General features: G+C 60.2%; 14 protein-coding genes and 1 pseudogene. 10 read left to right on the forward strand and 5 right to left on the reverse strand.

All coding sequences use genetic code 11. From position 1 onward, the window contains the following. Window positions 1-153, forward strand: a pseudogene (locus AC1D2P_RS00005) (IS110 family transposase); the annotation flags it as partial. Between the two features lie 85 nt (window positions 154-238). On the opposite strand, the gene AC1D2P_RS00010 reads toward AC1D2P_RS00005, so the two are convergent. Beyond that, on the reverse strand, window positions 239-1,579 hold the full coding sequence (locus AC1D2P_RS00010; protein ID WP_223522541.1) for a substrate-binding domain-containing protein: 1,341 nt from the start codon (window positions 1,577-1,579) through the stop codon (window positions 239-241). Window positions 1,580-1,769: 190 nt separating this feature from the next. Further along, complete coding sequence (gene xthA, locus AC1D2P_RS00015; RefSeq protein WP_223522542.1) at window positions 1,770-2,582, reverse strand: exodeoxyribonuclease III; 813 nt, start codon at window positions 2,580-2,582, stop codon at window positions 1,770-1,772. Window positions 2,583-2,891: 309 nt separating this feature from the next. On the opposite strand from xthA, the gene AC1D2P_RS00020 reads away from it, so the two are divergent. From AC1D2P_RS00020 to AC1D2P_RS00050, 7 genes are all read left to right on the forward strand, one after another. Further along, window positions 2,892-3,542, forward strand: coding sequence for a GNAT family N-acetyltransferase (locus tag AC1D2P_RS00020; RefSeq protein WP_046032523.1), 651 nt, complete (start codon window positions 2,892-2,894; stop codon window positions 3,540-3,542). Between the two features lie 66 nt (window positions 3,543-3,608). Then, window positions 3,609-5,336: an autotransporter assembly complex protein TamA gene (locus AC1D2P_RS00025; RefSeq protein ID WP_223522543.1), complete on the forward strand. Its 1,728-nt coding sequence runs from the start codon at window positions 3,609-3,611 to the stop codon at window positions 5,334-5,336. After that, window positions 5,333-9,001 carry a translocation/assembly module TamB domain-containing protein gene (locus tag AC1D2P_RS00030; protein WP_477758191.1) on the forward strand — a complete coding sequence of 1,223 codons (3,669 nt, stop codon included), beginning with the start codon at window positions 5,333-5,335 and terminating at the stop codon, window positions 8,999-9,001. The genes AC1D2P_RS00025 and AC1D2P_RS00030 overlap by 4 nt, the downstream gene beginning before the upstream one ends. A 238-nt stretch (window positions 9,002-9,239) precedes the next feature. Beyond that, entirely contained in the window at window positions 9,240-9,713 is a 474-nt protein-coding gene (locus AC1D2P_RS00035; protein WP_109786615.1) for a MarR family winged helix-turn-helix transcriptional regulator, read from the forward strand. After that, window positions 9,710-11,179, forward strand: a complete 1,470-nt coding sequence (locus AC1D2P_RS00040; RefSeq protein ID WP_477811281.1) for an efflux transporter outer membrane subunit — start codon at window positions 9,710-9,712, stop codon at window positions 11,177-11,179. The genes AC1D2P_RS00035 and AC1D2P_RS00040 overlap by 4 nt, the downstream gene beginning before the upstream one ends. Window positions 11,180-11,194: 15 nt before the next feature. After that, entirely contained in the window at window positions 11,195-12,397 is a 1,203-nt protein-coding gene (locus AC1D2P_RS00045) for an HlyD/EmrA/EmrK family protein (RefSeq protein WP_109786613.1), read from the forward strand. Between the two features lie 64 nt (window positions 12,398-12,461). Then, complete coding sequence (locus AC1D2P_RS00050; protein ID WP_477758192.1) at window positions 12,462-13,991, forward strand: DHA2 family efflux MFS transporter permease subunit; 1,530 nt, start codon at window positions 12,462-12,464, stop codon at window positions 13,989-13,991. 182 nt (window positions 13,992-14,173) lie between these two features. Here AC1D2P_RS00050 and lpxH read toward each other — a convergent pair whose 3' ends face one another. After that, window positions 14,174-14,926: a UDP-2,3-diacylglucosamine diphosphatase gene (gene lpxH / locus AC1D2P_RS00055; RefSeq protein WP_223522546.1), complete on the reverse strand. Its 753-nt coding sequence runs from the start codon at window positions 14,924-14,926 to the stop codon at window positions 14,174-14,176. Next, the gene (locus AC1D2P_RS00060; protein WP_034146890.1) at window positions 14,923-15,426 is read right to left on the reverse strand and encodes a peptidylprolyl isomerase; all 504 of its coding nucleotides are present in this window, start codon (window positions 15,424-15,426) and stop codon (window positions 14,923-14,925) included. Before AC1D2P_RS00060 ends, lpxH begins: the two co-directional genes overlap by 4 nt. 250 nt (window positions 15,427-15,676) lie before the next feature. Between AC1D2P_RS00060 and AC1D2P_RS00065 the strand changes: the two genes are divergently transcribed. Continuing rightward, window positions 15,677-17,374 carry a glutamine--tRNA ligase/YqeY domain fusion protein gene (locus tag AC1D2P_RS00065; protein WP_109786610.1) on the forward strand — a complete coding sequence of 566 codons (1,698 nt, stop codon included), beginning with the start codon at window positions 15,677-15,679 and terminating at the stop codon, window positions 17,372-17,374. A gap of 43 nt (window positions 17,375-17,417) precedes the next feature. Then, window positions 17,418-18,800, forward strand: a complete 1,383-nt coding sequence (gene cysS / locus AC1D2P_RS00070) for a cysteine--tRNA ligase (RefSeq protein ID WP_109786609.1) — start codon at window positions 17,418-17,420, stop codon at window positions 18,798-18,800. A gap of 290 nt (window positions 18,801-19,090) precedes the next feature. On the opposite strand, the gene AC1D2P_RS00075 is transcribed toward cysS, so the two are convergent. Next, complete coding sequence (locus AC1D2P_RS00075) at window positions 19,091-20,941, reverse strand: sigma-54-dependent Fis family transcriptional regulator (protein ID WP_223522547.1); 1,851 nt, start codon at window positions 20,939-20,941, stop codon at window positions 19,091-19,093. Between the last annotated feature and the right edge of the window lie 34 nt (window positions 20,942-20,975).

A 20,975-nucleotide genomic window follows, 5' to 3' on the forward strand; every position in this document is an offset into this window, starting at 1 on the left:
CCGTACTATGAGTCCTATCTCGTCAGAGGCTTGGCAAAAACCCAAGCCCTGGTGATCCTCGCCCGCAAGCTATGCCGGGTGGCATTCGCTCTCATGAAAAACCAGAGCGAATACCAGCCAAATTTAAGGCTGCAGGGTTCCCCTGCAACATAGAATCTCCCACAGGTACAGCGTGACCCCTGTGGGAGCCGAGCTTGCTCGCGATAGCGTCAGCCGATCCACCGTATCAGCATCTGACTCAATACACCCAAACCTCAACCCGCCGATTCTTGATCCGCCCCTCATCGCCGCTATTGGTCGCCACCGGCATTTCGGCGCCAAAACCGCGGATCTCGCGAAACACCACACCGCTTTTCACCAATTCCCGCCGCACGGCCATCGCCCGCAGCTTCGACAGCAGATCGGCACGCGCCGGGTCACTCTTGGCGTCACCAAACCCTACCAGCGTGACCTCGCGGTTGGTCTTGTCGTGCTGCTTTATATAGTCGAGCACCCGTGACAGGTCTTGCTGGGCCTTGTTGTCCAGCGTGGCACTGCCTTCTTCAAAGCGGAAATTCACCGACAGTCGCTGAGCATGGCGACTGAGCGCCTGGTAAGCCTCGGGCATCAGCGCGTTCGGCGTCACCGTGATGGCCTGGACGGTCTGAGCGATAAAACCGTTGGCCGCGACAATCGCCTGGCCTTTATTGCTTTGAGCGAACGTCGCCAAGGCCTCGGCCCAAGGGTTTTGGGCGTGGGGCGGCAGGTAAAAGAACAGCCGGCGCGACAGCGGATAGTCTTCCGTGGCGATCAGGCTATTGAGTGGCAGCATTGCCTGGGATTGGCCGTCGACGATGGCCACGGCTTTGGCCTGGCGCACATAAGGCAGGCCGATGAAACCGATGCCTTGCGGGTCCAGACTGACCGCGTCGGACAATTGCTCACTGGATTCGAAGCGTTTCGCAGCGCTGTTGAGCGTTTTTCCACGACGGCTGAGGACTAATTCCTTGAAGGTGTCGTAGGTGCCCGATTGGTCATCCCGCGCATACAAATGAATGGCGCCGCCTCTGCCGCCGAGTTCTTCCCAAGTTTTGACTTCGCCACTGAAAATTCGCGCCAGTTGTTCGGTATCGAGTTGGTTCAGCGGGTTTTGCGGGTGCAGGATGATGGCCAGCCCATCGATCGCGATGACTTGTTCGGCGTCGGGGCTTTTGAAGTCGCCCAAGGGTTCGAGGTCGACCCGTTCGCTGTCCTTGATCGGGCGCGAAGACGCGGCGAGGTCGGCGGACCTGTTTTTCAGCGCGGTGAAACCGGTGCTGGAACCGTGGGCCGCGACCTCCACCACGACGCGATGGCCTTGGGCCGTTTCGCCGACAACTTGCAGTTCGTTGGCTTTGTCCGGTGCTTCGCTGTGAACCTTGAGCAGGCCCTGTTCGCGCAGCATGCCTTCGACCAGCGCCGGACCCAAGGCCGCACCGATGGTGTTGGAACCCTGGATGCGCAGCACCGGGCCATTGGCGGTTGTCGGTAAATCACCGGCCGATGCCGTCAATGGCAGGCCGGCGCACAGCATCAACACAAACAAAACGCGCAGCGTCATGCCCGCACCTTAAAAAAACAAAGAAAGTGCGGGGACAATAAGTCAGCAAGGTTTCCGAAAGATGACAGTTAACTAATGTGGGAGCGAGCTTGCTCGCGATGACGGTGGCACTTCCAACATCTATGTTGGCTGAAAGTCCCCAATCGCGAGCAAGCTCGCTCCCACATTTTGATTTGTGTAAAGCCTGGGATCAGCTCAACTCAAGCCAGATCGGCGCGTGATCGGACGGTTTTTCCATCCCGCGCAGGTCGTAATCCACGCCGGCGTCCTTGATCCGTGGCAACAAGCCATGGGAGGCCATGATCAAGTCAATCCGCAGCCCGCGCTTGGGTTCATCTTCAAAGCCACGACTGCGGTAGTCGAACCAACTGAAACGATCGGCCACGTCCGGGTTGAGGTGACGGAAACTGTCCACCAGGCCCCAGTTTTTCAGGCGTGCCATCCATTCGCGCTCTTCCGGCAAGAAACTGCATTTGCCGGTTTTCAGCCAGCGTTTCATGTTGTCCGGGCCGATGCCGATGTCGCAGTCTTCCGGGGAAATATTCACGTCACCCATGACGACCACCGGCTGATCGTTGCTGAACTGGCTTTCCAGCAGTTGCTGCAGGTCGCTGTAGAAACGTTGCTTGGCCGGGAACTTGGTCGGGTGATCGCGGCTTTCGCCCTGTGGGAAATAGCCGTTCATGATCGTCACCGGCACGCCGTTGGCGTCGGCGAATGTGCCCCAGATGAAGCGGCGCTGAGCGTCTTCTTCATCGGTGGCAAAGCCTTTGTGCAGTGCCAGCGGTTCTTTGCGCGAGAGCAGGGCGACGCCGTAATGGCCTTTCTGCCCATGAAAGTACACGTGATAGCCCAGCGCCTGAACCTCGGCCAGGGGGAACTGGTCGTCGTGAACCTTGGTTTCCTGCAAGCCGATGACGTCTGGCTGATGTTTTTCAATCAGCGCCGCCAGCTGATGCGGGCGAGCACGCAGCCCGTTGATGTTGAAGGAGACGATCTTCATGGTCGGCAGTCCTGGCAAAAGGGCGATGCTAGCTGACATGTAGGAATCGGGCCAGCGTGGGGTGAGGGGATTCGTGTCCGGAGGTAGGTCTTTCATCGCCAATGCGGGCCTCATCGCGAGCAGGCTCACTCCTACAGTCCGAGTCTGGTCTATACCTTTGTGGGAGCCGAGCTTGTTCCGGGCGGCGTTCCGACGATGGCGTCATCACAGTCAACACTGATATCGATCAGTAGGGAACTGTGTCAGCACCGATAGGCTCGTACCAAGAAGAGCACAGCCATTTGAGCTGTACCGGGGAGATTAACCGTTATGCCTGAAACCTCTACCGCCCTTGCCGATATCCACATGCTCGACAGCGGCTATGCCCACGAAGCGCGCTCCCTGCTTTACCACGCTTACCGCCACGAACCGACCTTTGGTTACCTGTTCGAGGCCGAACGCCCCGGTTATGAACATCGCGTGCGGGCGACCGTGCGTGAGCTGGTCAAACAGCACTTTGTCCAGGAGTTGCCGGCCATTGGCTTGCTGGTCAACGACCGTTTGATTGGCATCGCGCTGATCGCGCCCCCGCAACGACGCCTGGGCATCACCGAAAGTTGGGCCTGGCGTTTACGCATGGTGCTCAGTGCCGGTTTTCGTTGCACCCGCCGCTACCTCGACTACCACGCCGCCGTCGCGGCCTGTCTGCCCACGGACTCGGTCCATGTGTTGCCGCTGCTGGGCATTCACCCGCAATTTCAGGGCAAACATTTTGGCGAGCAACTGCTGCAAGCGGTGCATAACTGGTGCGCCGTCGATGAAACCTCCGAGGGTGTGATCCTCGACACCGGAAATCCTCGCTACCTGGAGTTCTATAAACGTCAGGGTTACGAGGAAATCGGCGAGGTCGCTGTAGGACCCATCCGCGAGCACGTTTTTTTCCATGCCAATCCGCAGGTTTTGCACACCGCGACGGCATAAACGGTAGAACTTTAACGCCTCCCCACGCTCTATCACGCTCCCAAGCTCGTGATAGCATCCGTGCCTATGAAGTTTCCAGGAAGATTTACCAGTGGCGTACTGATGCTGTTAACCAGCAGTGCGGCACTGGCCCAAAGTGAATTGGATGTGCGGATCAAACCGTCCAATGATGAGCTGAAAGCCAATGTAGAGGGCTATATCGGCAACCTTGGCGATCGTGACGAAGAAGCGCTGCTGCGCTTCAGTCGTGGCGCCGAGCAGCAGGCGCGCAAGGCCGCCCAGGCCTTGGGTTATTACCAGCCGCAGATCGACAGTAATGTGAAGGGTGGCAAGACGCCGCGCCTGGTGCTCAACATCGACCCCGGCGAGCCGGTACACCTGCGCAATGTCACGATTCGCGTCGACGGCCCGGCGGCAGACCTCAAATCCTTTCGTGTGCCCCAAGGCGCTTCGCTGAAAACCGGTGCGGTGCTCAATCATGGTCATTACGAAGACGCCAAGCGCCTGATCCAGAATCAAGCCTCGCGCTTCGGCTTTTTCAGTGGTCACTTCACCAGCCAGAAGTTGTCGGTGGACCCGCGCGCCGGCGTGGCCGATATCGAACTGATCTACAACAGCGGCCCGCGTTATGCGCTGGGCAAGGTCAGTTTCGAAGGCGACACGCCTTTCGATGAAGACCTGCTGCAACGCATGGTGCCGTTCAAGGCCGGCGCGCCTTATGACTCTGAGCTCATCGCCGAGCTCAATCAGGCGTTGCAATCGAGTGGCTATTTCGAAGGTGTGCGCGTCGATGCAGCACCCACGGCATCCAAAGATGACGTGATCCCGGTGGACGTCAAACTCGAAACGCGCAAGCCGCGAACCATGGGCCTGGGCCTGGGTTATTCCACGGACGTCGGTCCCCGGATCAAGGCCAACTGGACCCGGCACTGGGTCAATCCGCAGGGGCATAGTTATGGCTGGGAAGCCGAGCTATCGGCGCCCCGGCAAAACGTCGGGCTGTTCTACGACATCCCGCTGGACCCGCCACTGACCGACAAACTGCGTTTTGCCGGTGGTTACCAGAACGAAGACATCGCCGGTACCGACACCCACAGCAAGCTGCTGACCCTCGGCCCGGAATGGCACAGCAAGTTACCCAGTGGCTGGCAGCGCGTGGTGTCGTTGAAATGGCAGCGTGAGGATTACTCACTGGGTGACGACGCGGGTTTGAGTACGTTGCTGATGCCCGGCGTCAGCTATTCCTACCTGAAAAGTGACAACCGCATCGACCCGCACAACGGCTATCGCCTGCAATTCGAGTCCAAAGTGGCGAAAGAAGGCCTGGGTTCAGACAGCAACTTGCTATACGGCACCGCGTTGGTGAAAGGCTTGACCACGGTCTTTGACAAACACCGCTTTCTTGGCCGGGTGCAGGTGGGCGGCAGCGCCACCAATGGCTTCAGCTCAGTCCCGCCGTCGCTGCGGTTTTTCGCCGGTGGTGATCAGAGCGTGCGCGGTTACGACTATCAAAGCCTGTCCCCGGAAAACTCCGAGGGCGACCGCATCGGCGGCCGCTACATGGTCGCAGCCAGCGCCGAATACCAATATTCCGTCGCCGAAAAATGGCGGGTCGCGACCTTCGTTGATCAGGGCAACGCCTTCAATACACTCGAATTGCCGAACCTCAAGACCGGTGTGGGTATCGGCGTGCGCTGGGTCTCGCCGGTAGGGCCGATCCGTCTTGACCTGGCCCATGCGCTGGACGACGACGGCGGCATTCGACTGCACTTTTCCATGGGGCCTGAGCTTTGAATCGTGGTTTGAAAATAACGCTGCTGGCGATTCTGGCGCTGCTGATGCTGGTGCTGCTGAGCGTGGTGTCGGTGCTGGGTACAGCCACGGGCAGCCGCTGGGCATTGGGGTTCGTGCCGGGTCTGACCGTCGAGAATTTCCAGGGCCGTTTGGGCGGACAGTGGAGCGCCGATCATGTGCTGTGGCAGCAAGACACCCGCCGGGTTGAACTGAGCAAGGTGATTTTCGCCTGGTCACCGTTGTGCCTGACGCGCATGACCCTGTGCCTTGAGCAAGTGAAGGCTGACCAGGTCAGCCTGCAATTTCCCCCGGGCGCTGAAGAGCAAAGCAGCGGGCCGCTCAGCCTTCCGGAATTGAAGTTGCCCGTGGCGATCGAGCTGGGTGACGTCCAGGTCGGCAGCCTGCTGTTCAATGGCAGCGAAGCGCTCAAAGGCCTGCAATTGGCGGCGCACTGGACGGTGCAAGGCTTGCAGATCGACTCGGTGAAGTTGCAACGCGATGACCTGAGCCTGAACCTCTCCGGCCTGTTGCAGCCCAGCGGTAATTGGCCACTCAAGGCTGAAGGCAATCTGACCCTGGCGACCCCGGGGCCTTGGACACTGGCGTTGAAGGTTGACGGCGATCTGCTGAAAACCCTGAACTTGAAAGCCGACAGCAGCGGTTACCTGAACGGGCAACTGACCGCTGAACTGCAACCCTTGGTGGAAAACCTGCCGGCCAAGGTGCGGATCACCGCCGATGGCTTCAAGGCCAGTGCCGACCTGCCGGACACGCTGCAACTCAATCAACTGGAACTGACCGGCGACGGTGATCTGAAAAACGGTTATCAATTGCTCGGCAAAGCCTCTTTGCCCGCCGAGCAAGGCCCGGTCGCGTTACTGCTGCAAGGCAAGGTCGACGCCAAGGGCGCGCAGATTGCCGGGTTGGACCTGACGGCCAACGACAAGCAATCCCTCAAACTCACCGGGCAGTTGGACTGGAGCAAAGGCCTGAGCGCCGATGCGAAGATCGACTGGCAGGATTTCCCGTGGCACCGACTCTATCCGCTGATCGACGAACCGGACGTCGCGTTGCGCCGCTTCAATGGCGACATCTCCTACACCGACGGAAAATACCTTGGCAGCTTCAACGCTGCACTGGATGGGCCGGCCGGCGCTTTCACCCTGAACAGCCCGTTCAGCGGCGACCTGACGAGAATCTACCTGCAACAGATTGAGCTCCAGGCGGGGCAGGGCAAGGCCGAAGGGCATCTGAACCTGCAATTCGCCGACGGCATTGCCTGGGATACGGCGCTCGACCTCTCGGCGATCAACCCGGCGTATTGGGTGGCGGAACTGCCGGGCACCCTCGCTGGGCCCTTGCGCAGCAAAGGCGAGATGAAAAATGAACAGCTCAGCCTGACCGCCGACCTCGATCTGAAAGGCAAACTGCGTGGCCAGCCGGCGGTGATTCAGGCCAAGGCTGACGGTGGCGGCGAGCAATGGAACCTCAATGCGCTGCACGTTCGTCTGGGCGACAACAGCATCAATGGCAAAGGCAGCCTGCAGCAGAAACTCGCCGGGCAGATCGACATCAACCTGCCGCGTCTGGCGCAACTCTGGCCGCAACTTCGTGGGCAACTGAACGGGCGCATCGATGTCGCCGGTACGCTGAAGGCGCCGCAAGGCAAGCTTGGGATGCAAGGTTCGCAACTGGCGTTCCAGGACAATCGCCTGCAAAGCCTGAACCTGGACGCGACCCTCGACAGTGCGCAACGGGCGAAAATCGAGCTCAAGGGCAGCGGCATCCAGGCCGGTGATACGTCGCTGGGAACGCTGACCGCCAGCGGTCAGGGCGACATCAAAAACCAGAAACTGACGCTCGACCTGCAAGGGCCGAAGCTCAAATTGGCGCTCGGCCTCGATGGCAATCTGAATCAGGGCAACTGGCGCGGGCGCTTGGCCAACGGCGATATCCAGGCCGGCGGGCAAGACTGGAAGCTGCAAAGCCCGGCGAAACTGGAACGACTGGCGGACGGCCAAATCACCTTCGGGGCACATTGCTGGGCGTCCGGCCCGGCCAGTCTGTGTGGTGAGGATTCGCGCCTGATGCCTGAGCCGAAGTTGCGTTATCACCTCAAGCAGTTCCCGATCGACAGCCTGGCGCAGTGGTTGCCGAAAGATTTCGCCTGGAAGGGCAGTCTCAATGCCGACCTGCAACTGGACTTGCCGGCCAGCGGTCCGAACGGCCAGATCAGCATCGACGCCAGCGGCGGTACGTTGCGCATGAAGGAAAAGGACCAGTGGCTGGACTTCCCGTACCAGACGCTGAAAATCACCAGCAAACTCACGCCCAAACGCATCGACACTGACCTCAACTTCGTCGGCGGCAAGCTCGGCGAGCTGATGGTCCAGGCGCAGATCAATCCGCTGCCCAAGAGCAAACCTGTGAGCGGCTCGTTCCGCCTCAGTGGGCTGGACCTGTCGGTGGCGCGGCCATTCGTGCCGATGGTCGAAAAGCTGACCGGGCGTTTGAATGGCAGTGGCACGATTTCCGGTGGCCTGTTGGCGCCGCAGGTCAACGGCAGCCTGCTGCTCAGCGACGGTGAAGTCTCCGGGGCYGAGTTGCCGATGGCGCTGCAAGCCTTGCAACTGCGCGCGGTAATTGCCGGTGAAACCGTGCAATTGGACGGCGACTGGAAAAGCGGCAAGACCGGGCAGGGCACGCTCAACGGCAACATCGACTGGGGGCAGGCGCTCATGGTCGACCTGGCGCTCAAGGGCTCACAATTACCAGTCACCGTCGAGCCGTACGCCAAGCTGGAAGTCGCGCCTGACCTGAAGATCTCGATGAAAGGTGACGAGCTGGCCATCGCCGGCAAAGTACTGGTGCCCAGAGGCGAGATCACCATTCGTGAGTTGCCGCCTTCCACGGTCAAGGTGTCCGATGACGTGGTGATCGTCGGTCAGCAGACCGAAGAGGGCAAACCACCCCTGGCCATGAAGATGGACATCGATGTGGTGGTCGGCGAAGACAAACTGAGCTTTGCCGGGTTTGGCCTGACTGCGAATGTGCAGGGCCATGTGCACATTGGCGACAACCAGGACACGCGCGGCGAGTTGTGGCTCAACGACGGGCGTTATCGCGCCTACGGCCAGCGCCTGTCCGTGCGTCGGGCACGATTGCTGTTTGCCGGCCCGCTCGATCAGCCTTACCTGGACGTCGAGGCGATTCGCCAGACCGACGACGTGATCGCCGGCATTCGCCTGAGCGGCAGCGCCGAACAACCGACCACGCAGATCTTCTCCGAGCCGGCCATGAGCCAGGAGCAGGCCTTGTCCTATCTGGTACTGGGTCGTCCGCTGAGCAGCAACGGCGAAGATAACAACATGCTTGCCCAAGCTGCGCTTGGGTTGGGCTTGATGGGCAGTTCGGGAGTGACTGGCGGGCTGGCCAAGGACCTGGGGATTCAGGATTTCCAGCTCGATACCCAGGGCAGTGGCAGCACCACCAGCGTGGTTGCCAGCGGCAATATCTCCGAAAAGCTCAGTTTGCGTTATGGCGTTGGCGTGTTTGAACCGGCCAACACCATTGCCTTGCGCTACAAGCTGAGCAAGAAGGTCTACCTCGAAGCCGCCAGCGGCGTGGCCAGTTCGCTGGACATCTTCTACAAGCGGGATTTCTAAGACCCCGTCACTTTTTCAAACCGAGTCGCTGCCATCGCGGGCAAGCCCGCTCCCACAGGGGATTACACCGATCCTGTGGGAGCGGGCTTGCCCGCGATAGCGTCCGTGCGCGCGCCACAATATCCGACTCCTTTGGTCAACTAAATACGAAGCAACCTAACTATTGCGTTGACATTGGCTGCCTAGGCAGTAACATCTCGTCATACATTCTCTGCCTAGGCAGCTAATTGGTGGCCAGATGAAACATTTCTCTCCGGACGATTTCCAGAATTGCCACCTCGGGCTCCTGCTCGGGCGCGCCGCGCTGCTCAAGGACCGGATTCTCGACACCCATATGGAACCCCACGGCATCACCGCCGCGCAGTTCAAAGTGCTGATCATCATTGGCCAATACGGCGTCGATACGCCGGCCGAGCTGTGCCGTCATCTGTCGCTGGACAGTGGTTCGATGACCCGCATGCTCGATCGTCTGGAACAGAAGGGTTTCCTCGCCCGCCAACGCAGCGAGGCGGATCGCCGTCAGGTTCAACTGGTGCTGACCGAAGACGGCCAGAAGCTCGCCGACCGCCTGCCGCACATCGGTGCAGAAGCGATGAACGAACTGGCCGGCGCCATCACCCCCGATGAGCTCAAGACCCTGGAACACATCCTCAAGAAAATCCTGGTGGCTGCCGGTGACTCGATCACCCTGCTGCGGGTAGGTGACAAATGAACAGTAAAACCCTGCGTACGAGCCTGAGTCTGGTGCTGTTGGCCATGACGCTGGCGGGTTGCGCCAGCTACAGCGGCCTGACCACCGAAGGCGTCAGCCTCGATGCGAAAAACCTGAAGGCCGGACAATCGTTGAACGGCGTCACGTTGTCGCCAGCGGCCTGGCCAAAAAACGATTGGTGGAAAAGCCTCGGTGATCCGCAGCTGGACGGTTTGATCCGCGAAGCTTTGCACGACAGCCCGGACATGCAAATTGCCGACGCTCGTGCCCACCAGGCCAGCGCTGCCGCTTACGCCGCCGACGCCGCCCGCATGCCGACCCTCGACGCCAGCGCTGGCGTCAGCCGTTCGCGACTCTCTCGGGATCAGGACCCGAGCGGGCAGGGCGGTACTTACGCCACCGTGCGTAACATCGGTGCCAGCTTCAATTACAACTTCGACCTCTGGGGCGGCCAGCGTGACGCCTGGGAAGCGGCGTTGGGCGAAGCCCGCGCTGCCGAAGTCGATCAACAGGCCGCCCAGTTGACCTTGTCCGCCGATGTTGCCCGCGCCTACAGCGATCTGGGTCAGGCGCACATCGTTTACGACCTGGCCAACGAGGACCTCAAGCGCACCCGGCAAATGCTCGATCTGGGCCAGCGTCGCTTGAGTTCGGGCATCGACAGCCAGTATCAGTTCCAGCAAACCGAAAGCCTGGAAGCCACTTCCGAAGCCAGCCTGATCGACGCTGAAAAACGCCTGAACAGCGCAAAAATCGCCCTGGCGGTGTTGCTCGGCAAAGGCCCGGATCGCGGCAACGAAATCGCCCGTCCAAAAATCCTCCAGGCCAGCGCCGTGGCATTGCCGTCGGTATTGCCCGCCGAGTTGCTGGGTCGCCGCCCGGACCTGGTGGCTGCACGCTGGCGGGTCGAGGCGGCGAGCAAGAACATTGCCGCCGGCAAGACCCAGTTCTATCCCAACTTGAACCTCAGCGCCGCCGCCGGTGCCGAATCGTTGTTAGGGGATGCCATGTTCGGGTCGGCCAGTCGCTTCTTTAATGTCGCGCCGACCATTTCGGTGCCGATTTTCGACGGCGGCCGGCTGCGCGCCGACCTCGATTCGCGCGATGCCGATTACGACCTCGCGGTGGCGCAGTACAACAAAAGCCTGGTGAAAGCGCTCGGCGATGTCAGCGACACGATCAACCAGTTACGCGATATCGGCCGGCAAATCGGTGCTCAGCAGCACGCCACCGACATTGCCCAGGATTCTTACAACACCGTGGTCCAGCGGTACGGTTCCGGCATCGGTAACTACCTGGACGTGCTCAGCATCGAGCAGCAATTGCTCCAGGCCCAGCGTCAGTTGGCCAACMTGAATGCCGAGCAGATCGACTTGTCGATCCAATTGATGCAAGCGCTGGGCGGCGGATTTCAGGGCGACACCCTGACCGCAGCCAACGCCATCCCAGCCACGCAGCACAACTAATTCAAGGTATTTGTCATGGCCACCGTCGATACACCTCAAGCCCCGGATAACGCTCAAGACACGGGCAATCCGCGTAAACGCAAAGTCATGCTGGTCGCTCTGGCCATCGTGGTTGTCCTCGCCGGAGTCGGCGTCTGGGGTTATCACGAACTCTACGGGCGCTGGAATGAAAGCACCGACGACGCCTACGTCAACGGCAACGTCGTGGAAATCACCCCGCTGGTGACTGGCACCGTGGTCAGTATCGGCGCTGATGATGGCGACCTCGTCCACGAAGGCCAGGTGCTGATCAATTTCGACCCGAACGACGCCGAAGTCGGTCTGCAAAGTGCCCAGGCCAATCTGGCCCGCACCGTGCGCCAGGTGCGTGGTTTGTACAGTAACGTCGATGGCATGAAGGCTCAGGTCAACGCGCAACAAGCCGAAGTGCAGAAGGCGCAGGACAACTTCAACCGCCGGAAAAACCTCGCAGCCGGCGGTGCGATTTCCCAGGAAGAGCTGTCCCACGCTCGCGATGACCTGACTTCGGCGCAAAACGCCCTGGCCAACGCCAAACAGCAGCTGAAAACCACCAGCGCGCTGGTCGATGACACCGTGGTTTCGTCGCACCCGGACGTGATGTCGGCCGCCGCGCAACTGCGTCAGGCCTACCTGAACAACTCGCGCAGCACCTTGATCGCGCCGGTCACCGGTTACGTGGCCAAACGCTCCGTGCAATTGGGTCAACGGGTTCAGCCGGGCACTGCGCTGATGGCCGTGATTCCACTGGATCAACTGTGGATCGACGCCAACTTCAAGGAAACCCAACTGCGTGACATGCGCATCGGTCAACCTGTGGACATCGAAGCCGACCTGTACGGCAGCGACGTGAAATTCAGCGGCACCATCGACAGCCTTGGCGCCGGCACAGGCAGCGCGTTTGCCCTGCTCCCGGCGCAAAACGCTACCGGTAACTGGATCAAGATCGTGCAACGGGTGCCGGTGCGGATCCACATCAACGCCGAAGAACTGGCCAAGCATCCGCTGCGGGTTGGTTTGTCGACGCTGGTCAATGTGAACCTGCGTGACCAGAGCGGCCCGGTACTGGCGCAACAACCGCCGCAAAAGGCCTCGTTCAGCACCAATGTCTACGATCGTCAGTTGGCCGAGGCCGACGCAATGATCACCCAATTGATCCACGACAACAGCGCCGCGGTCAGCAAAACCGCGCAACGCTGATTCGCCAATCCGTCAGTTGCGCCCGTAGTGGGCGCAGCGCCTGCGTTGTTTCAAAGGATTCGCGATGAGCAATAACGCCTCTTTCACGCCGCCCAGCCTGTTGCTCAGCACCATCGGCCTGTCGCTGGCGACCTTCATGCAAGTGCTCGACACCACCATCGCCAACGTGGCGCTGCCGACCATTTCCGGCAACCTGGGCGTGAGTTCGGAGCAGGGCACCTGGGTGATTACTTCATTTGCCGTGAGCAACGCCATTGCGCTGCCGCTGACCGGTTGGCTCAGTCGGCGCTTTGGTGAAGTGAAGCTGTTTCTGTGGGCCACGGTGCTGTTTGTGCTGGCCTCGTTTCTCTGCGGTATCTCGACCTCGATGCCGGAGCTGATCGGCTTTCGGGTGTTGCAAGGGCTGGTCGCCGGTCCGTTATACCCAATGACCCAAACGCTGCTGATCGCGGTTTATCCGCCCGCCAGACGCGGCATGGCCCTGGCGTTGTTGGCGATGGTCACGGTGGTGGCGCCGATTGCCGGGCCGATTCTCGGTGGCTGGATTACCGACAGTTACAGCTGGCCGTGGATCTTCTTCATCAACGTGCCCATCGGCATTTTCGCGGTGATGGTGGTGCGCCAGCAGCTCAAGGCACGGCCGGTGGAAACCAGCCGTCAGCCGATGGATTACGTTGGTTTGATCACACTGATCATTGGTGTCGGGGCCTTGCAGGTGATTCTCGACAAGGGCAATGACCTGGACTGGTTCGAGTCGAACTTCATCATCCTCGGCGCGGCCATTTCAGTGATTGCGCTGGCGGTGTTTGTGATCTGGGAAATGACCGACAAGCATCCGGTGGTCAACCTGCGGCTGTTTGCCTATCGCAACTTCCGCATCGGCACGCTGGTGCTGGTGTTGGGGTACGCCGGGTTCTTCGGCATCAACCTGATCCTGCCGCAGTGGCTGCAAACCCAAATGGGCTACACCGCGACCTGGGCCGGTCTGGCCGTGGCGCCAATCGGGATTCTGCCGGTGATCCTGTCGCCTTTTGTCGGCAAGTATGCGCACGATTTCGACCTGCGGTTGTTGGCCGGGTTGGCGTTTTTGGCGATTGGCCTGAGTTGTTTCATGCGCGCCGGGTTCACCAATGAAGTCGACTTCCAGCACATTGCCCTGGTGCAACTGTTCATGGGCATCGGCGTGGCACTGTTCTTCATGCCGACCCTGAGCATCCTGATGTCAGACCTGCCACAGCACCAGATCGCCGATGGCGCGGGCCTCGCGACCTTCCTGCGCACCTTGGGCGGTAGTTTTGCGGCGTCGTTGACCACCTGGATCTGGATTCGCCGGGCGGACCAGCACCACGCGTACCTGAGTGAAAGCATCACCACTTACGACCGGGCAACCCGCGATGCGTTGAACACGCTGGGCGGGGCGGGGAGTCCGGCGTATGCGCAACTCGATCATGTGCTGACCAGTCAGGCGTACATGCTCTCCACCGTGGATTACTTCACGTTGCTGGGGTGGGGGTTCATGGGGTTGATTCTGATTGTGTGGCTGGCGAAACCACCGTTTGCCGCCAAAGCAGGCCCTGCGGCATCCGGGCATTGAGTGAAGATCGTTCCCACGCTCCGCGTGGGAATGCAGCCCGGGACGCTCCGCGTCCCATCCAAAGCCGAACGCGGAGCGTCCGTTGAGGCATTCCCACGCAGAGCGTGGGAACGATCAAATGATGTTGAATTTGAGTCCGCTATCGCGAGCAGGCTCGCTCCTACAGGGTGTGTGTCCGGCAGTCAGCTCGTGGGGGCTGCCAGTTGCGGCGGCGGGGCGAAGTCGAACGGTGCCAACGCAAACCCGTTCTCATCCACCTGCAACGCCCAACCCTGACGATCCCAATCCCCCAACACAATGCGCTTGGCCGCCTGCTCGCCAAGTTGCAGTTTATGGATGGCAGGGCGGTGGGTGTGCCCGTGGATCAAGGTCTTCACCCCGTATTCCTGCATGATTCGCGGAATTTCCTCGGGCGTGACATCAACAATGTCATTGGCCTTCATCCGCGTTTGCGTGCGGCTTTCACTGCGCAGCTTGCGGGCCAGTTTATGGCGCGTGCGCAGCGGCAAGTGACGCAGGATGAACAGGGTGACGGGGTTGCGCAGGTAACGACGCAGCTTCATATAGGCTTCGTCGCGGGTGCAGAGGCTGTCGCCGTGCATCAACAGTACCGGCTCGCCATAAAACTGCACGACACTCGGGTCCTTCAACAACGTGCAGCCGGCCAGTTTGCAGAAGGCCTGGCCGAGCATGAAGTCGCGATTGCCGTGCATCAGAAAAATGGCCGTGCCGCTGTCGCTCAATTCGCGCAGGGCCTGGCAGATGGAGCGCTGAAAGGGCGTCATGGCATCGTCGCCAATCCACGCTTCGAAAAAGTCGCCCAGAATGTACAACGCACTCGCCGAGCGGGCGCGTCCGGCGAGCAAATCCAGAAACGCCCGGGTAATGTCCGGGCGCTCCTCTTCCAGATGCAAGTCTGAAATCAGCAATATCACTCAATGATCTCGGCTTTCTCGATGATCACGTCGTCTGCTGGAACGTCCTGGTGGCCGGACTTGGAGGTGGTGGCCACGCCTTTGATCTTGTCGACAACGTCGGTGCCGGCAGTCACTTTACCGAATACCGCGTAGCCCCAACCCTGGACATTCTTGCCGCTGTGGTTCAGGAAGCTGTTGTCAGCCACGTTGATGAAGAACTGGGCGGAAGCCGAATGCGGCTCCATGGTGCGGGCCATGGCAACGGTGTACTTGTCGTTGGAAAGACCGTTGTCAGCTTCGTTCTGGATGCTTGGGCGCTTGTCTTTCTTTTCTTTCATGCCTGGCTCGAAACCGCCGCCCTGGATCATGAAGTTACCGATGACGCGGTGGAAAACGGTGTTCTCGTAGTGACCGGCTTTAACGTATTCGACGAAGTTAGCCACGGTGATCGGGGCTTTCTCGGCGTTCAGTTCCAGGACGATGTCGCCATGGTTGGTGGTCAGTTTGACTTGGGTCATGATCGGTACTCTATCTGGGAATTCGTGGGTTTCGGGGCATTACAGCCCCCAACCGGTTTGGCCAGTAACAGCCAAGGTGCGCAGTTTAGCGTGCCGGACGCGAATTTCGAGGCTGTTTTTCATTTATGGCCTATTAAATACGACCGTTTGCAGGCGCGCTCTGTCAGGTGCTTGACAGCATCGGCTATGATAGCGGCTTTGTTTTATCTGGCCCTTCTTCTGGCCGCGCACTTGTACGTTCAAGGATCCTATGAGCAAGCCCACTGTCGACCCTACCTCGAATGCCAAGACCGGCCCTGCCGTGCCGGTCAATTTCCTGCGCCCGATCATCCAGGCGGACCTGGACTCGGGTAAGCACACGCAGATCGTCACCCGTTTCCCGCCTGAGCCCAACGGCTACCTGCACATCGGTCACGCCAAGTCGATCTGTGTGAACTTCGGCCTGGCCCAGGAGTTCGGCGGCGTCACGCACCTGCGTTTCGACGACACCAACCCGGCCAAGGAAGACCAGGAATACATCGACGCGATCGAAAGCGACGTCAAATGGCTGGGCTTCCAATGGTCCGGCGAAGTGCGCTACGCCTCGCAGTATTTCGACCAGTTGCACGACTGGGCCGTCGAACTGATCAAGTCCGGCAACGCCTATGTCGACGACCTGAGCCCTGAACAGGCCAAGGAATACCGTGGCACCTTGACCGAACCGGGCAAGAACAGCCCGTTCCGCGAGCGTTCCGTGGAAGAAAACCTGGACCTGTTCGCCCGCATGAAGGCTGGCGAGTTCCCGGACGGCGCACGCGTGCTGCGAGCCAAGATCGACATGGCCTCGCCGAACATGAACCTGCGCGACCCGATCATGTACCGCATCCGTCACGCTCACCACCACCAGACCGGTGACAAGTGGTGCATCTACCCGAACTACGACTTCACCCACGGTCAGTCGGACGCCATCGAAGGCATCACCCACTCGATCTGCACCCTGGAGTTCGAAAGCCACCGTCCGCTGTACGAGTGGTTCCTCGAGAACCTGCCAGTGCCGGCCAACCCGCGCCAGTACGAGTTCAGCCGTCTGAACCTGAACTACACGATCACCAGCAAGCGCAAGCTCAAGCAACTGGTCGATGAAAAGCACGTCAACGGCTGGGACGATCCGCGCATGTCCACGCTGTCGGGCTTCCGCCGCCGTGGCTACACGCCGAAATCGATCCGCAACTTCTGCGAAATGATCGGCACCAACCGTTCCGACGGCGTGGTCGACTTCGGCATGCTCGAATTCAGCATCCGCGACGACCTCGACCACAGCGCCCCGCGTGCCATGTGCGTGCTGCGCCCGCTGAAAGTCGTGATTACCAACTACCCGGAAGGCCAGGTCGAGAACCTCGAACTGCCGTGCCACCCGAAAGAAGACATGGGCATGCGCGTTCTGCCGTTTGCCCGTGAAATCTACATCGACCGTGAAGACTTCATGGAAGAGCCGCCAAAAGGCTACAAGCGCCTGGAACCGGCCGGCGAAGTGCGTCTGCGTGGCAGCTACGTGATCCGTGCCGACGAAGCGATCAAGGACGCCGACGGCAACATCGTCGAGCTGCGTTGCTCCTACGACCCGGACACCCTGGGCAAGAACCCTGAAGGCCGCAAGGTCAAAGGCGTGGTGCACTGGGTGCCAGCGGCCGCCAGCGTCGAGTGCGAAGTGCGTCTGTACGATCGCCTGTTCCGTTCGGCCAACCCTGAGAAAGCCGAAGACAGCGCCAGTTTCCTGGACAACATCAACCCTGATTCGCTGCAGGTACTCACCGGTTGTCGTGCCGAGCCTTCGCTGGGCAACGCACAGCCGGAAGACCGTTTCCAGTTCGAGCGCGAAGGTTACTTCGTCGCGGATATCAAGGACTCGAAACCAGGTCAGCCGGTATTCAACCGTACCGTGACCCTGCGTGATTCGTGGGGCCAGTGATTTAGTGACAGGCCTGACCGGCCTGTATAGAAAGGCAACTAACGTGCTTACGATCTACAACACGCTCACCAAGAGCAAAGAAGTCTTCAAGCCGCTGGATGGCAACAAGGTGCGCATGTACGTCTGCGGGATGACCGTGTACGACTACTGCCACCTGGGCCATGGCCGCAGCATGGTTGCGTTCGACCTGGTGACCCGCTGGTTGCGGTTCAGCGGTTACGACCTGACCTACGTGCGCAACATCACTGACATCGACGACAAGATCATCAATCGTGCCCGCGAGAACGGCGAGTCGTTCGAAGCCTTGACCGAGCGCATGATCGCGGCGATGCACGAAGACGAAGCGCGCCTGAACATCAAGAAGCCGGACATGGAACCGCGTGCCACCGGGCATATCCCCGGCATGCACGCGATGATCCAGACCCTGATCGACAAGGGTTACGCCTACGCCCCGGGCAATGGCGACGTGTACTACCGCGTCGCCAAGTTCATGGGCTACGGCAAGCTGTCGCGCAAGAAGATCGAAGACCTGCGTATTGGCGCACGGATCGAAGTCGACGAGTCCAAGCAGGACCCGCTGGACTTCGTGCTGTGGAAGGGCGCCAAGCCGGGCGAGCCGAGCTGGGAATCGCCGTGGGGCGCCGGGCGTCCGGGCTGGCACATCGAGTGCTCGGTGATGTCGACCTGCTGCCTGGGCGAGACGTTCGACATTCATGGCGGCGGCAGCGACCTTGAGTTCCCGCACCACGAAAACGAAATCGCCCAGAGCGAAGCGGCCACCGGCAAGACCTACGCCAACGCGTGGATGCATTGCGGCATGATTCGTATCAATGGCGAGAAGATGTCCAAGTCCTTGAACAACTTCTTCACCATTCGCGACGTGCTCGACAAGTACCACCCGGAAGTCGTGCGTTACCTGCTGGTGTCGAGCCACTACCGCAGCGCGATCAACTACTCGGAAGACAACCTCAAGGACGCCAAAGGCGCACTCGAGCGTTTCTACCACGCGTTGAAAGGCCTGCCGAACGTGGCACCGGCTGGCGGCGAAGCCTTCGTCGAGCGTTTCACTCAGGTGATGAACGACGACTTCGGCACGCCAGAAGCCTGCGCCGTGCTGTTCGAGATGGTGCGTGAGATCAACCGCCTGCGCGAGAACGATCTCGATGCAGCGGCCGGTCTGGCGGCGCGCCTGAAAGAACTGGCCAGCGTGCTGGGTGTGTTGCAGCTCGAAGCCGATGACTTCCTGCAAGCGGGCGCCGAAGGGCGTGTCGATGCCGCTGAAGTGGATGCGCTGATTGCTGCGCGTCTGGCGGCACGTGCTGCCAAAGACTGGGCCGAATCCGACCGCATCCGCGACCAGCTCACCGCCATGGGCGTGGTGCTGGAAGACGGCAAGGGCGGCACGACCTGGCGCCTGGCTGACTGATGATCGTTCCCACGCTCTGCGTGGGAATGCCTCATTGGACGCTCCGCGTCCGCTTCGGCATGGGACGCGGAGCGTCCCTGGCTGCATTCCCACGCGGAGCGTGGGAACGATCAAACAAAACCCGCCTTGTGCGGGTTTTTGTTTTTTTTGGGGGGGGCTCAAGTGCAGCAGTGGCTCGGCTGATGCTATCGCGGGCAAGCCTTGCTCCTACGGGACAGAGTCGTTCACCGAACCTGTGTACGGCGCAATCCTGTAGGAGCAAGGCTTGCCCGCGATTGACTGCGCAGCAGTCAGCTTTCTGACTGGCGCAATCGCTTGTAAAGGGTATTACGACTAACCCCCAGCCGCCGCGCCAGATACGAAATGTTCCCCCCGGCCGCCTGCAGCTGTCGATTCAAGTCTTCGACATCATTGAGATCCACCTCCAACGCCTGCGGCGAATCCACCGGCTCCATCTCCAGATCGACAAAAAAATCATCCGGCAAATGTTCCGGTCGCACCGGTTGTTCCTCCGCCATGGCCAGCGCCACCTGCATTACGCTGCTGACCTGACGCAAATTCCCCGGCCACGGGTGGCGGCCGAACAACTCCAAAACTTCCCGGCTCAACCCGGCCCATTGCGTCGGTTCGCGATGTTGCTCCCACAGCCGCTTGAACAGTGCTTCCTTGTCACTGCGTTCCCTTAGCGGCGGCAGCTCCAGGGTCAGGCCGCCAATGCGGTAATACAGGTCTTCACGAAAGCGACCGAGCTGCACCTGTTCACGCAACGCACGGTTGGTGGCCGAAATAATCCGGATATCGACCGGGAACAGTTCGCTACTGCCCACTGGTTGCACGCAGCGCTCCTGCAAAACCCTCAACAACCGGGCTTGAGTCGGCAACGGCATATCACCGATTTCATCGAGGAAGAGGGTGCCTTTGTCGGCCTTGCGAATCAGCCCGATGCTGCCTTTCTGATTGGCACCGGTGAATGCACCTTTCTCATAGCCAAAGAGCTCAGACTCCACCAGTTCGGCGGGGATAGCCGCACAATTGACGGCAATAAACGCTTGTTTGCTGCGCGAACTGGCCTGGTGCAGGGCTTTGACGAAAACTTCCTTGCCGACCCCGGTTTCGCCGTGGATCAACAGCGGAATGTCTTTCTCCAGCAGGCGTTCCGCCTGACGCACAGCCTTTTCCACGCGGCTGTCACCGAAATGCAGGGTGTTGAGGCTGATGGCTTCGGGCGCCGCCACCACCGGCTCGGCGCTCTTGGGTTCAGAAAACAGTCGAGGTTGTATGGGCACTTGTTTCGGCCGCTTCAACAGGCACTGAAAGCGGTTGCGGCCGGAGGCTTGCAGGGCAAACGGCAGGCCGTCGGGTTGGTTCAGCAGTTCCAGCAACGAGACCTTGAACAGGCTTTCGATGCTGACCCGCGACAGGCTGATGCCTAACAGATTGTCGGCCCGGCGGTTGGCCGACAGCACCTGGCCGCTCTCATCAAAAATCAGCAAACCGGCCCATTGGCTGTCGAGGTTGTTTAGCCCGGTGTTGAAGGTCAGTTGAAAATGCTGGCCATGGAACAGGTTGAGGATCAGCCGGTTTTCCACGGTCTGGCTCATCATCTTGACCATGCCCAGGGTGTGCGATGGCGGCAGGTAGCTGTCGCTGGACACATCCAGTACCGCGATCACTTTGCGTTCGGCATCGAAAATCGGTGCGGCGGAACCGGTCATGAAGCGGTTGGCTTTCAAAAAGTGTTCATCGTGTTCAATGTGCACCGCCTGCTCACAGGCCAGGGCGGTGCCGATGGCGTTAGTGCCGCTGCAACGCTCCATCCAGCTGGCGCCCGCGCTGAAGCCACGGGCCAGGGTCGGCTCGATAAAGCGCTGAGTGCCCCACGACGTCAGCACCTGGCCCTGATTATCGGCAAGCATGATCAGGCAGTTGGAATTGCTCAGGATGTTTTCGTAATACGGCAGTACTTCCTGATGCGTGGTTTGCACCAATGAATGCTGACTCTCCAGCAACTGCGCAATGCCTTCGGCCGGCAGTTGATCAAACGCTGGGGCGCTTTGGTGATTGAGGCCGAACGCGCGGCAACGGGACCAGGAGTCCTGAATGATGGCGTCGTGGGAGAGCGGCGTGGCGGGTGCGGCCATGGCAGTCGATCTCTAAGCATTTATTGTTTTTGTT

This window comes from Pseudomonas sp. P1_F1_2 (assembly GCF_056405815.1).

Excerpts from the sequence above, each read along its gene's own strand:
- AC1D2P_RS00045 (WP_109786613.1), top strand. The coding sequence starts at position 11,195 with ATGGCCACCGTCGATACACCTCAAGCCCCGGATAACGCTCAAGACACG.
- AC1D2P_RS00060 (WP_034146890.1), bottom strand. The coding sequence starts at position 15,426 with ATGACCCAAGTCAAACTGACCACCAACCATGGCGACATCGTCCTGGAA.
- AC1D2P_RS00020 (WP_046032523.1), top strand. The coding sequence starts at position 2,892 with ATGCCTGAAACCTCTACCGCCCTTGCCGATATCCACATGCTCGACAGC.
- AC1D2P_RS00035 (WP_109786615.1), top strand. The coding sequence starts at position 9,240 with ATGAAACATTTCTCTCCGGACGATTTCCAGAATTGCCACCTCGGGCTC.
- AC1D2P_RS00075 (WP_223522547.1), bottom strand. The coding sequence starts at position 20,941 with ATGGCCGCACCCGCCACGCCGCTCTCCCACGACGCCATCATTCAGGAC.
- AC1D2P_RS00065 (WP_109786610.1), top strand. The coding sequence starts at position 15,677 with ATGAGCAAGCCCACTGTCGACCCTACCTCGAATGCCAAGACCGGCCCT.
- xthA (WP_223522542.1), bottom strand. The coding sequence starts at position 2,582 with ATGAAGATCGTCTCCTTCAACATCAACGGGCTGCGTGCTCGCCCGCAT.
- AC1D2P_RS00010 (WP_223522541.1), bottom strand. The coding sequence starts at position 1,579 with ATGACGCTGCGCGTTTTGTTTGTGTTGATGCTGTGCGCCGGCCTGCCA.
- AC1D2P_RS00050 (WP_477758192.1), top strand. The coding sequence starts at position 12,462 with ATGAGCAATAACGCCTCTTTCACGCCGCCCAGCCTGTTGCTCAGCACC.
- AC1D2P_RS00025 (WP_223522543.1), top strand. The coding sequence starts at position 3,609 with ATGAAGTTTCCAGGAAGATTTACCAGTGGCGTACTGATGCTGTTAACC.